This window comes from Parasphingomonas halimpatiens (genome assembly GCF_036663795.1).
Taxonomy (GTDB): Bacteria; Pseudomonadota; Alphaproteobacteria; order Sphingomonadales; family Sphingomonadaceae; genus Sphingomonas.
In genome coordinates, this window is the sequence record NZ_JAXOJP010000001.1 from 125,525 (window position 1) to 139,273 (window position 13,749).

Consider the following 13,749-nt stretch of genomic DNA (forward strand, 5'->3'; position numbering starts at 1 on the left):
CTAAAGCTTGAAGCGCAAGCCGACCCGATAAACGCGGCCGAGCACATCATAGATGTTGCCGTTGGTCCGCGGCGAGAAGAACTGGTTTGAGTTGGGCACCTGCGCGGGATCCTTATTGGTCAGATTGCGCACATTGAAAAACGCCTCAACTTGGGTGTGACCTGAGACCGTGAAGCCGTAGCTGAGCGAGGCATCGAGATAGAACGTTCCCGGCAGGCGGTTGTAATTATAGGTCGGGTTTGCCGTGGTCGAAGTCGGGCATGCCGAGTTGCACTCGATGCCGTTAGGGTTGAAGGGCCCGCCGCTCGAAGTGCGCGCGGTCAGCGCTCCACGAAAGGTATTCAGCTGATACGCGAACGTCGTCGTCGTAACCCAGTTGCGGGGCAGGAGACCGAGCGAGCTGCTGATCGTGACCGGGGTCAGGCCATTGTTGGTGCGGTTCTCGAGATAATGCGTGATGTTGGTATGGAGCGAGATCGACCCGGGCAGAGATCGAGCGATAGCCGAGAGAGGCGTGCGGTAGCTGGCCTCAAAATCGATGCCGCGCGCGTCTTGGCGTGCCTGGTTGAACGAACCGCCGGTGACGAAGGTGATCACGCCATTCGTGCGCTGGATCTGATTACAATAAGTCTGATTGCCGAGGAAGCATTGGTTGATCACATCGGCTGCCGTGGCATTGCCGATGCCGTCCTTGATCGCCACCGTCCAGTAATCGACCGAGGCGCTGAACCCAGGCAGGAAGTCGGGCTGGAGCACCACGCCGAAGGTGTTACCATCGGCCTTTTCCGGTTTTAGCAACGGGTTGCCGACGATCGTCGAGCGGATTGACGGCGAGGTGTTGGTAAATGGATCGAAGAAATTGCCCGCCGACACCGAACCCTGAGCGTAAAGCTCGTTGAGATATGGCGCGCGGATGTCGCGAGAATGGGTGGCGCGAAAACGAAGGCCCTTGAGCGGTTCCCACACGCCCCCGACCTTCCAGGTCGTCGCGCGTCCGGAGGTTGAATAGTCGGTCACCCGAACGGCCGCGCTGAGATCTAGGCTATGCGCCCAGCTTGCGTTGCGTGCCAGCGGCACCACCGTTTCCAGTGCGCCCTCTGTCACCTGATAGCGCCCGTCGATATTGGAGAAATTGCCCGCCAGCCAGCCTGCGGCAAGTGCGATCGGGTCAGCGACGCCGCTGATCGATTCTGCACGATGCTCCAGCGAAAGAGCGACAGATACCGGGCCCGCCCAGGTTGAGAATGGCTCACCAGTGATGCTTCCCGACCAGACCTGCTGCTGCTGGCGCAGCGTCTGGCTCGAGCTGCCCTGAACATATGCCAGGGCCGCCGGACTGTTCACGCCGATCCCCATGGCATTATACGGCACGCAGCCATCGGTCGGCGCGGCCAGGGTCGAGCGGCATACGATGCTGCCGGCAGTAATGCCGGAGATACCGGCCGGTGCGAACACCGCATCGGTCGCCTGCTTGTATTTGGCGCGGTTGAGGTTGCCGATCGTCAGGCTGTCATTGGTCGAGATACCGAGCTGGTAATAGACATCCCATTTCCAGTCGGTGCCAAGCGCACCGAATTTGCCGTTCGCGCCGACCACGTAGCGCTGCACGGTTCGAACATTGTCTGCATAAATCGAACCCATATCAAGGTTCAGTGTGCCGATCTGGAGGGTCTGAGTTGGCGTCAGCTGCGCGCGGATCGAGGCGGGGAGAAAAGCATTGTCGGCCTTGATCAGGGGCCCCGCGGTTGTCGGCAGGAATACGTTCGAGCCCTTGCCTAGGATGTGCGCCCGCGCCCATGACACCTGGGCATAGACGTTGAAATTGTCGCTCACGTCGAAGGACAATCTGCCAAAGGCGTTGTTGCGGACTTCGCGCGGCGCCAGCGATATTAGATTGGTCAGCTGCACCTCGTTGGCCTGCCAGTCGCCGCCCCGCATGAACGGATAGGATACGATATCGCCATAGGTGAGCTGATAGGGCGTGCCGCCATGGCCGAACGCAGTGCCCGTCAACGGACCGGATACGACGATGCCACCAAAGGTCGCGCTCGCCATGCCGACATTGTTGAGCAGCAGATGCTGCGGCTGGCCATTGGTCGCGGTGTAGGCCGGGTTGATGATGTCCTGATAACCGGTGCGGTTCCATTTCCGGTCGCCGACCCCATTGAGCACGCCGGGATCGTAAACGTGGGATCCCGACAGCAGCAGGTGTCCGCGACCTTGGGCGAATTTCAGGCCCGCGGAAATGTCGATCTTCCAGTTGCGATCGTCCCCATAGCTTGTTTCGCCGCCCGAGATCTCGGCCTTCAGCCCGGAAAACTTGTGGTCGAGGATGAAGTTGACGACGCCTGCCACGGCGTCCGAACCATAGACCGATGAGGCGCCGCCGGTCACGATATCGACGCGCTGGATAAGCTGCTGCGGGAAGCTGTCGATATCGACGCCGCCGGTGATTAGCGACGCGACCGAACGCTGGCCATCGAGCAGCACCAAGGTACGCTGCGTGCCGAGGTTGCGCAGGTTAAGGACGTTCGCGCCTGACAAGCCGATCCCGACGCCGGTCTGGCCGCTCTGCGCCTGGATACTACCGGCGAGAACAGGCAGCGTGGTGAGGAATTGCGCGACATTAGGGCTGGCCGTGCCCCCGATTGCCTCGGCCGAAGCGACGGTCAACGGTGTGGGCGCCTGATAGCCCTCACGCACGATACGCGAACCCGTGACTACGACTTCACCCGCTTCCGGAGCAGGTGCCTCTGCCTGCAAAGCGACCGGAGTGGGCAGCGTCTGCGCGTGCGCGGTCACCGGCATTGCGACGAGCGCACCAAGGCTCGATCCTAACAGCAGCGCGGTCGTCAGTTTGATCGAAGTCATTTGTTTAGTCCCCCAAATATCTGCCGCCATTCGATCGGCGCACGTGTCGGTATTGGTGTTTCGGATTGACCGATGAGCGGTCAGCGCCGCATCGATTGCTCATAGACAACGCGGCCATCGACGATCGTCAGGGCTGCCCTGGTCGTCCGGATCCGGTCTTCGGGCACGGTGAAATAGTCGCGGTCCAGCACGACAATATCGCCGAAGCCGTGCAGCTTGATCGTGCCGATCTTGTCGTCCTGCATGAACCAACCGCTGTTCACGGTATAAAGCCGTAGCGCCTGCACCCGGGTCAGCGTCTGGTCCGGCTGAATCACCTGACGCCCCAGACTGTCCTTGCCCGTGACCATCAGCGCGATGTGCACCCAAGGGTCGACCGGCATATAATTGGGTCCGTCGGAGATGCCGGCGACTGGGATTCCCGAGCCGATGATCATGCGATAGGCCATCGCGGTCTTTGGACCCATCTTCAGATCGGCATAGAGGACCGGTCCGACGTTCACCCCGGCCCCGAGAGCGCGCAGGCGTGTGAGCGAGTCGCTATCAATGTCCCACACATGCGCCAGTCGCCAGTGCCGGACCTTCAGCGAGTATCTTGCGTTGATGCGCTCCCAGACGTCTACGAAGCTGCGGATGTTGGCGGTCCCGGTCGTGTGTTGCTCGTGGCACCAGCCGCCGCGCGCGGCGACAGCGGAGGCGGCCTCCTTATATTTGGCTGGCGTCGTCGAAATGAACTCGCCGAGGCATAACGTCTTGAACATGTCGCTTCCGAACAGCGGAAACTGGTATTTCAGGCGTTCGGGCGTGTGCTCCGGACCATCTGGCACGTCGAGCATGCTGATCCGTACGCGCGTGGAAAGGCGATCGGCCTGTGCCAACGCGAATATAGGGTCATAAGCGGTAAAGACGTCGACATGGCCAGAATGCCATGAGCGCTCCGCTGGGCGCGTGCCGGCCGGTGCCGCATTCACCCCGGCATCGGCCGCAGTGGTGATACCGACCGAGGCGAGTTGCGTCATTGCCTCCAGCGTGCCGCGCTCGGCATTGGTTTCCTGATGGGCGAGGGTCGAATAGGCAACTGCCGCCATCCCGCCGGCCGGCGTGATCGTGCCGTCACTGGCGACCGTCAGGCCCTTGGCCTCGAAGAACGCGCGGCCTCGAGTGTTGGTCACTGCAGCCATTCCGTCGCGTTCCCAGAAGAACACCGGATTGCGCGGTGCTGCCTCGTCGAGTTCGGCCAGCGTCGGCAGCCGGTCCTCACGCAACTGCGTATGATACCACCCGCCTACGGCTGTGACCCACTCGCCCGGCGCCATCCCTGCGGCGCGCTCAGCGACAATCTTTTGGACGTCGGCGATAGAGGTTGCGAGGTCCAGCCGCACATCGCGACCGGGTCGAAACCCCCATGTTACAAGATGGATATGTGCATCGGTCAACCCGGGGATAGCAGTGCGCCCCTTTAGATTGATCACGCGGGTACAAGGCGTGAAATATCGCTGACTGCCGGAGCCGAGATGAACGACACGCCCATCGCGGATCACTATCTCCGATACCGTCGCTGGGGAGGACATGGTCACGATCCGGCCGTTGCGCAGCGCGATGTCGCGCGCGCCAGCGCATTCCGCGCGCCGCGTTGGTGATGTCGTAGACTTTGCGGCGTTCGCTGTAGGGCTGGCGACGGCCACTGCTGCTGAAAATGCCGGTACCAGTGCCGCACAGAAGGAGAATGAGGAAAGCTGGTGCTTCCAGCGCAATGTGCGAGAAACGATCATATCCCTCCCTCGGTGGCGCGCTTCCGCGCTTATAGTTTTCGTGCTGTCGGTGATTTCCGGTCAGCTATCGCAAGCACGCCGTTGAGGCATTCCCGGGCTGGCCCTTTGCCGAGCTTGCCGCCGCTCAATGGTTGAGACGAGACGCGGCCATAAGATGGCATTTTGGTGGAGGTGTTACCCAAACGATATAGGTTCGTGGTGCTGGTCTGGTGGGCTGATTGCCTGGAACCTGTCTTGCTTCGCCGATGAAACCGGCGCGCCCGGGCCGCAACTGTGCTCGTTGCCGTTGTCCTTGGGATGCTCTTCACGCGCCCGGCGGGCCGCTTGCACGCGCGGCGCTAGAAAGCTTCGGGTTTTATATGAAGCACTTACGCATTGACGTCCGCGGGTTATCTTTTCGTGCCGGCCATAGCGGCCCGCGGGGCTAGCTGCTGGCTCCTGCAAAAAGGCGGCAGTTCGGCCCCTGTTCTCAAGCAATAAGGAGGAGATTGCGGCAATGTGAGCCCATATGCCGACCAGAATTTCCATTTCCGCAAGAGCCTTTGTCCGGACCATCGCGTATCTGGCGCCAGTCGGGCGCGCTACCTTCGCCCCAGTTCATTCGGCCGCAAGTCAGCTGCTGGACACATGACGCGAAGGAGAGGTTCGATGATTCTACCTGAGCGCGCCGCATCGTCCCGCCTTCGAGATTATGGTCACCCCGAAATTCGCGTTACGTTGGCTGGGCATCGTCACGAGCGGACGAGGCACGCAGCGTGGCAATCTTGGCGGTCTCGGTGACCAGGAGATTTGCCTCGCCTGGTCCCTCTGCGAGCCACGCCTCGCTCGTTACACGCAGACACGTTCTACCCCCGCCGGCGCGGCTTTCGCCGCCCCACATCAAACGATCCCCTCGGATGCAGCCGCAGTCTATTCTCCGGAGTTGAAGATGATGACACCGACCATTCTACTCCCGACGTCGCTGGTGGGATCCTACGCGCAGCCCGATTGGCTGATTGACCGACCGCGCTTGCAAGAGCGTTTTCCGCCCCGCGTGCGCGCACTTGAACTTTGGCGTCCGGCGCCAGAGTTTCTTGAGGAAGCCCAGGACGATGCGACGATATGGGCCGTGCACGAACAGGAGCGAGCCGGTCTCGATATTATTACGGATGGCGAGATGAGGCGGGAGAGTTACTCCAATCGCTTTGCCACCGCGCTTGATGGCGTCGACATGGACAATCACGGTATCGCCCTCGACCGCTCAGGCCACCCAAATCCTGTGCCGCGGGTTGTAGGTCCGATTTCGCGGCGCCACTCGGTTCAGGTGCGCGACGTGGAATTCCTGCGGCAACATACAAACAAGCCGATCAAGATCACCGTCCCTGGCCCATTCACGATGAGCCAACAGGCTCAGGACGATCATTATTTCGACCCTGAGGCGCTCGCGATGGGATATGCCGCCGCCGTCAACGACGAGGTCAAGGACATGTTCGCGGCCGGCGCTGACTATGTTCAGCTGGACGAGCCGTACATGCAGGCAAGACCTGACGCAGCCCGGCTATATGGTCGCCAAGCGCTGGAGCGCGCGCTGGACGGCGTTGTTGGGAACACGGCGCTCCATATCTGCTTTGGCTATGCGGCGATCATCCATGAACGCCCGAGCGGCTACAGCTTCTTGACCGAACTCGAGGATACGTCTGTGCAGGCGATTTCCATCGAGACGGCGCAGCAAAAGCTCGACACATCGATCCTCAAGGGCTTGCCGGGGAAAACCATCATCCTCGGCGTCATCGATCTCTCGACCGATTTTGCTGAAAGTGCGGAAACCGTTGCGGACCGGATTCGGCGAGGCCTCGTGCACGTCGCCCCGGAGCGCGTCATCGTCGCGCCTGATTGCGGCATGAAGTACCTTCCACGCAATCTCGCTTATGCCAAGATGAAGGCGATGGTCGAGGGGGCCGCGATCGTGCGCGCGGAAATCACATCACAGGCCTAGGTTAGGCGCTCGCACGGGTTTATGCGGTGGGCGTGGCCTAGCGATCGTCGTTACTCCCGTTCCAGAAGCGCGCGTAGTCCGGCGGTCGTTTTTCGACAAAGGCCGTCGTGCCCTCGCGCCACTCTTCTGAATCCATGTCGCCAAGTATCGACCGAATTGTAGCCCAATCCGGCCCCCGGCGCAGGCTTCGCTTGGCGGCGGCAAACGCTGTCGGCGGAACCTTGTCGATAATATCGTTTGCCGTCGCCACCGCCCGATCGACCGCGCTCAGATCGGTTACCAATTCAGTGATCAGGCCTAGCCTAAATGCTTCGGCCGCATCGATCCGCTGCCGGGTCATGATCAAACGTGCCGCCGCGCGGGCGCCGACAAGATAAGGCAGCCGGGCGAGTGCGGTGTTGGGCAGAACGCCGAGGCCAAGTTCGGGAAGCATGAACGTGGATGTCGGCGTCGCGATGACCAGGTCACAAGCAAGACAAAGTTCCACACCGCCACCAAAGGTTGCTCCGTCCACCGCAGCCAAGATCGGCCGTCTATCGGTCTCGATAGCTTCGAAAAGATCGGGAGGCGTAAGTCCGGCCGCTCCGGATCGAGCCTCGAGCCAGCCACTGTCGAGCATGTCACGGATATCAGCCCCTGCACAAAAAGCCTTTTCCCGCGACGCGATGACGACCGCATCTGCGCCATCCGCGCTACTCGAAGCCAGGGCACCCAGCAATTCAGTCACTAACTTCACGGACAGGGCATTGCGACGCGCAGAATCCGTCATCCAGATTACGGCAACGCGCCCCCGGCGTTCTACCTCGATGAGTGACAAAGCACGCTCAGTCATGCGGCGAGCAGCGCCCGCGCGATCTGGATGCGTTGCATTTCCGACGTGCCCTCGCCGATGCGGAAGGCGCGCGCGTCGCGGTACATTCGTTCGATCGGGAGGTCGCACATATAGCCGGATCCGCCAAAAATCTGCAGCACACGATCGGCAACCCGGCCAACCATCTCGCTGGCATATAATTTGGCGCGCGAGCCTGCGATGCGAGATGCTGGGTCCCCCCGGTCGGCCAGATCGGCTGCCTGATATGCAAGAAGTCGGGAGGCCTGAAGCTCGCAGTCCGAGTCTGCCAGCATCGTCTGGATCATCTGGTGCGACCCAAGCGGCGTGCCGAAGGTCTTGCGGGTATTGCAATGCTCGATCGCCAGCCGCATCAATTCTTCCGCCATGCCGACATAGCGACCGGCATATTCAATACGCGTCGTGTTGATTGTGGCCATCATGCCGCCGAACCCGCCGCCGACTTCGCCCAGGACGTGGCTATCCTCGATCACACAATCCTCGAGCGAAAAGGCGCCGAGCTGGTAGCCGCGCCAGCCCATCTTCTTCATTGTGCCAAGATAGTGGAAACCCGGATTGGTCCTCTCCACCAGGAACAGCGTCTGGCGCGTTCTAAGCGAGGCATCCGGCTCCGTATTCACGAGGAGAATGATGAAATCGGCATAGTCGGCGCCGGAAATGAATTGCTTGCCGCCGTTCAGAACCCACTTGCCGCCTTGTCGCGTAGCGCGGGTTCGGATGCCGCTCAGGTCCGACCCCGCATCGGGTTCGGTCAGCGCATAGGCGACGGTCTTGTCCCCACTGACAACGGGATCGATAAACCAGTCGCGCTGCGCATTCGACGCGAGCGTCATCGTCGCGGGCAGGAAGCCGATCGCGTCGGCGAGAGGCATCGAGGTCCTGCCGATCTCTTCGCCAATGACCACCTGAGACATGACATCGAGGCCACCGCCTCCGAGGCTTTCGGGCAGATTGTGCGCGTAGAGGCCGAGTTTGACCGCCTCCATTCTGAGGCCGCGGAACACATCGTCATCGAGATGATCGGCTGCTTCGACATGCTTTTCCAGCGGCTTCAGGAAGGTCTCGACATATCCGCGCGCAGTGGCCCGCACCATGTCCGTCTCGGGCGAGAAGGTAAAATCCATTTAATTGCTCCGGTCCGATGTCACGCCAGGTCGTCGGCGCCCTGATAGGGGATCTCATGTTCGGCAAATGCCCAGATCGCGCGTGCCGCGTGGGTACGATGTTCCTCCACGACATGGCCAATCAGGCCGCTCGCGCGTGACACCACGGCAAGTCCGCGCATCACCCCCGGTTCCAGGCCAATTTCGAGCAGGAGCGCGCCAATTGCGCCGGTCGCGTTGATTGTGATGTGTTTGCCGAAGGTTGCATCGACCGCGCGTCCGAGGCGGTGGAGCAGATCGACATAAGGGCCATCAACACCAGCGTCGCGCGCGACCGCGAGCAGCCGCGCAGTGCGCGGATCGTCAGGCTTGTGCAGCGGATGGCCGAAGCCGGGAATAGCGGCACGCCGGCTACGGAGGTTCCGAATTGTCTCTTCGCAAAACAGGTCGGGATCAGACGCGGCGACGCCCGCCTGTAGAAGTCGAGCGCACGCTTCTGACGTGCCCGCATAGATCGGGCCGAGCGATAGGAGCCCGGCTGCGATGGCCACCTGCGAGTCTTCGGGCACGCTGTCCGCCATGATCCGCGCGATGATCGACGATGGCGTCCAGCCATGCTCCATTAGCGTGACAAGGCAGGCGTCAAGCATGCGTGTCTGCGCCTCGGTAGGAAGGATCCCGGCACAGAGGAAATAGGTCATTTCGGTGAAGCTGAGCTTGCCGATGATGTCATCGACCAGATCCAGCCCGCGGATCGTCACGCCTTCTGGCCGTGCCGCTGCGATGGCCGTTGTTACGTTGCTCATGCGATCGCTTTCTCAATTTTGATTTCATCGATATGCGATCCGAGCGCTCCACGTGCGCCAAACATCGAGAGCAGTTCGGCGCGCCTGGTGGCGGCTGTGTCCATGTTCCGCTCCTTCACGTGACCGTAGCCGCGGATGGTGTCCGGCAACTCAGCGAGAGCGACGGCAGCATCGAGCTGAGCCGTGTCGAGGCTCACGAGCAAAGCACGAATGTCGCTCTCATACTCATCAATAAGGCCCCGTTCGCGGCACCTTTCTGCCAAATATCCAAAGGGATCGAAGCGAGTGGCCCGTAACCACTTCAACCGAGCGAGGACCTTGAAAGCGGTGAAGATCCATGGGCCAAACGCTCGCTTGCGCAGGTGGCCCGTCATCGGGTCCCGTCGAGCGAACAAGGGCGGCGCAAGATAAATTTGCCGCCGACCGCCGCCTTCAAGTCGAGCGGCGAGCTTCTGTTCGAACTCACCGTCGGTGTATAGGCGGGCGACTTCATACTCATCCTTGTACGCCATCAGCTTGTACATGTTGCGCGCGACCGCGAGCGAAAGCCGGTCGGTGGGGCGGTCAAGGCGATGCTCGGCATCTTGCACTTCCGATACCAGGCGATCGTAGCGCGCCGCGTAAGTTTCGTTTTGATAAAAGGTCAGCCGCCGACGGCGGTCGGCAATCACGTCAACAAGAGCCTCTTGCATCGATGTCGGGGTGCCGAGCTCGCGATCGAACGCTGAAGGATCGACGGCGGCAAGCCGACCAAAAGCAAAAGCCCGCTTGTTGGCGGCAACAGCAGTGCCGTTGAGCTCGATCGCTCGCATGAGCGCAGGAAAGCCTAAGGGGACGAGCCCCCTTTGCCACGCAAAGCCGAGTAGCAGGAGGTTCGCATAGATCGAATCACCCATCACGCGAGTGGCGATGCGGCTGGCGTTGATCTTGTTGATGCTTGAAGCAATGATCGCACCGATCGCCGACATGCTCGGGCGATCGGACAAGTCGATCTCCGTGTTCAGGACAAAGGCGCCGGGCGGCTGAACATGGGTGTTGGCAACGACGCGCGTCCGCTTGTGTCCCATGCGCGACAGCGCGTTTGCGCTGCCCGCCACGACGACATCGCAGGCGAGAACCAGGTCGGCGCTACCGGCGTCCATTCGCGTCGGCCCGAGTAACGCATTGTCCATCGCGATGCGGATGTGGCTGGTGACCGCGCCGTTCTTCTGGGCAAGGCCAGTAAAGTCGAGTGTCGTAACTGCTTTGCCCTCAAGATGCGCTGCCATGCCGAGCAGCGCGCCGACCGTGATCACCCCCGTGCCGCCGACGCCGGTGGTGAGGATATTATAGGCGCCGGCCAAGGATCGGATGGTAGGCTGGGGCAGGGTCAGAACGGCGGCGTCGAGATGGTCGGCGTCTGCCGTTTCCTTCCGCGGAACGGCCCCTTCCACTGTTACAAAACTCGGGCAAAAGCCCTCGATGCAGGAATAGTCTGCATTGCAGCTCGACTGGTCGATCGCGCGCTTGCGGCCAAGCGACGTTTCTACTGGACCGACAGAGATGCAGTTCGATTTCGCCGAACAGTCGCCGCAGGCCTCGCATACGGCTTCATTGATGAACACGCGTCTGGGCGGTTTGGGATACAGTGCGCGCTTGCGCCGCCGCCGCTTTTCCGCGGCACAGACTTGATCAAACACGATCACGGTGAGGCCGGGCATCTCGCGCATCTCGCGCTGGATGCGATCGAGCTCGCGACGATCCAGGATTTCGGTGCCCGCCGGAAAGTTGGCGCGATCGTGACGGCCGGGTTGCTCGGCCAGCACCACCACACGTGTGGCGCCTTCGGCTTTGACCTGATGGACGATGCGCGGGACCGTTAGATGAGCATCATTCTCCTGCCCCCCGGTCATCGCGACAGCGTCGTTAAAAAGGATCTTGTAGGTCGCGTTAACGCCGGCAGCCGCGGCCGCCCGTACAGCAAGCAGGCCGCTGTGCGAGAAGGTGCCGTCCCCGAGATTCACAAACACATGGTTCTCGGCGACGAAGGGCGACTGCCCGATCCAATTTACGCCCTCGCCGCCCATTTGGGTCAGGAAAGCCGCATTGCGCTCGGGGATGTACATCGCCATCGAATGGCAACCGGTGCCGGCCAGCGCGCGGCTTCCCCCAGGCACTTTGGTGGAACTGTTGTGGGGGCAACCCGAGCAGAAAAACGGTGTGCGCGCCAGCGACACAGGTATCACGGGAGCTGCGGCTTCTAGCATTGCTGCCAGTCGAGCATCGAACATTACCATGTCCTCACCGAGGCCGCGCAAGCGCGCGACGATTGCTCGTGCGACGATAAACGGCGTAAACTCACCAATGCTGGGGAGGAGATCGGCGCCTGCATGGTCTCTCTTGCCCGACACACGCGGCGCGCCTTCGACCGCCTGCAGCGCTGACAGGATTTGCGGCTCGATGAAGGCACGCTTCTCTTCGATGACGAGAATTTCCTCCAGTCCCGTCGCGAACCGGCACAGTCCCTCCACCTCGATGGGCCAGGTCATGCCAAGCTTGTAGAGTCGCAAGCCGAACCTCTCGGCCTCGATCGGCCCGATGCCTAGCTCCGCGAGTGCTTGGTGCACATCGCTATAAGCCTTACCGGCGGTCGCGATCCCCAGGCGGGCAGGGCCGTTCGTGAGTTCCTGCCGATCAATCGGGTTGGCTCGCGCGAACGCAGCGACCGCCTCCAACCGGGATCCGAGCATGCGGCGTTCCTGATCGACCGCAGTGTCCGGGTAACGAATTCCAAGCCCCGCTGCCGGCATATTGAAGTCGCTCGGCATTACGGGGAGGGGCGGATCGAGGGCAGCAATCGAGGCGCTGCTCTCTACGAGCTCCGTGGTCGCCTTCAGTCCAACCCAGCAGCCGGCGTATCGCGATAGTTCGACGCCGTGCAGCCCAAAGGTTACATGCTCTGCTACGCTCGACGGGTTCAGAACGGGAATTGCTGCGGCCTCGAACATCTGCTCGCTCTGGTGGAGCATAGTCGAGGATTGGGCTCCGTGATCGTCGCCAAACACCGCGAGCACACCGCCCTGCGTGGATGTCCCCGCCGAATTGGCGTGCTTCACTGCGTCCATCGCCCGGTCGACGCCGGGGCCTTTGGCATACCAGATGGCAAACACGCCATCGACGGTTGCACCAGGCAGAAGCGCGACCTGCTGGGTGCCCCATACCGAGGTGGCTGCCAGCTCCTCGTTGAGTCCAGGCTGGAATACGACGCCTGCCGCATCGAGTTCCTTCCTGGCAGCCCACAACGCCGTGTCGTAACCGGCGAGCGGCGAGCCGCGGTAACCGGAGATGAAACCCGCCGTGTTGAGACCACGCTCCGCGTCGCGCAGGCGTTGCAGGATCGGCAGGCGCACCAATGCCTGCGTGCCTGACAGAAACACCCGGCCATCGCGCCGGGCATATTTGTCTGCAAGCGTGATGGTCTCATCAATGACGGGCGCGTCGAACATGCTCAGGAGCTCTGTTCGTCCGCGGCGACGACGTTGCGCAAAAGGCCGATGCCCGGAACTTCGGTCTCGACGATGTCGCCGACCTGTAGAAAGGATTTCGGATCCATCGCGAACCCGACACCGGCCGGCGTGCCGACCGAGATGATATCGCCGGGTGAAAGGGCGTCGACGCGGCTCCAATAGGAGATGAGAGTGGGGATGTCGAAGATCAGATCCGAGATGGGTGCCGACTGGCGCTGCTCGCCGTTCACGCGCCCGGTCAACTGTAGGCTGGCGGGATCGCTGATCTCGTCGGCGGTAACTATCCAGGGGCCCATGGCGCCGCTGCGATAGAAGTTTTTGCCCGCGACCAGCGAATGCCCGAACTGGACCTCGCGCACCGTCCCATCCATCAGCAACGTATAGCCGAAAACATGGTCCATAGCGTCTGCCAGCGCAATGTGGCGACCGCCTTTTCCGATCACGACCGCGAACTCGCACTCATAGTCGAACGAATCGGACCAGGTCGGACGGAGAATCGGCTGTTCATGCGCGACGAAGGTGCTGGCCGATCGAAGGAACAGGGAAGGATGTGCCGGAGCATCCTGGTGCCCGCCCTCCAGCGCGTGCGCCTTAAAGTTGAGGCCAGCGCATATGAAACGGTCGGCATCGGGTACAGGAATGGTCAACTCCAAATCCGAAATCGCCCGAATTGGAGCACTTTCGGCAGCGGTGTGAAGCGCGGCGGCCGACGCCACGGCGACCGCGGCTTTGAGTGACGGCCAGTGAGCAGTCAGATCTGCAACTTGTTGGCCATCCTGCGAAAGCACACCGAAACCGGTTTTTCCGTTCAGAATAAAGCTGACGATTTTCACTAGGCTCTCCCGCTTGATCGATCATCCGCGGCC

Annotated in this window: 8 protein-coding genes; 1 reads left to right on the forward strand and 7 read right to left on the reverse strand. The window is 61.6% G+C overall.

Annotation, left to right across the window (positions count from 1 at the left end):
- Positions 1-2,901 (reverse strand): TonB-dependent receptor domain-containing protein, encoded by a 2,901-nt coding sequence (locus U1839_RS00570; protein ID WP_332801724.1) that lies wholly within the window; start codon positions 2,899-2,901, stop codon positions 1-3.
- Positions 2,902-2,951: 50 nt separating this feature from the next.
- A complete protein-coding gene (locus U1839_RS00575; protein ID WP_332801725.1) occupies positions 2,952-4,643 on the reverse strand; it encodes an amidohydrolase in 1,692 nt (563 codons plus the stop codon).
- 928 nt (positions 4,644-5,571) lie between these two features.
- On the opposite strand from U1839_RS00575, the gene U1839_RS00580 reads away from it, so the two are divergent.
- Entirely contained in the window at positions 5,572-6,618 is a 1,047-nt protein-coding gene (locus U1839_RS00580; protein WP_332801726.1) for a 5-methyltetrahydropteroyltriglutamate--homocysteine methyltransferase, read from the forward strand.
- Positions 6,619-6,655: 37 nt separating this feature from the next.
- On the opposite strand, the gene U1839_RS00585 is transcribed toward U1839_RS00580, so the two are convergent.
- The 5 genes from U1839_RS00585 to U1839_RS00605 are packed head-to-tail and all read right to left on the reverse strand — an operon-like array spanning position 6,656 to position 13,716.
- Complete coding sequence (locus U1839_RS00585) at positions 6,656-7,450, reverse strand: enoyl-CoA hydratase/isomerase family protein (RefSeq protein ID WP_332801727.1); 795 nt, start codon at positions 7,448-7,450, stop codon at positions 6,656-6,658.
- Complete coding sequence (locus tag U1839_RS00590; RefSeq protein WP_332801728.1) at positions 7,447-8,592, reverse strand: acyl-CoA dehydrogenase family protein; 1,146 nt, start codon at positions 8,590-8,592, stop codon at positions 7,447-7,449. The genes U1839_RS00585 and U1839_RS00590 overlap by 4 nt, the downstream gene beginning before the upstream one ends.
- A gap of 20 nt (positions 8,593-8,612) precedes the next feature.
- On the reverse strand, positions 8,613-9,377 hold the full coding sequence (locus tag U1839_RS00595; RefSeq protein ID WP_332801729.1) for a citryl-CoA lyase: 765 nt from the start codon (positions 9,375-9,377) through the stop codon (positions 8,613-8,615).
- Positions 9,374-12,862 (reverse strand): indolepyruvate ferredoxin oxidoreductase family protein, encoded by a 3,489-nt coding sequence (locus U1839_RS00600; protein ID WP_332801730.1) that lies wholly within the window; start codon positions 12,860-12,862, stop codon positions 9,374-9,376. The genes U1839_RS00595 and U1839_RS00600 overlap by 4 nt, the downstream gene beginning before the upstream one ends.
- A gap of 2 nt (positions 12,863-12,864) precedes the next feature.
- Positions 12,865-13,716: a fumarylacetoacetate hydrolase family protein gene (locus U1839_RS00605; protein ID WP_332801731.1), complete on the reverse strand. Its 852-nt coding sequence runs from the start codon at positions 13,714-13,716 to the stop codon at positions 12,865-12,867.
- Positions 13,717-13,749: the final 33 nt, after the last annotated feature.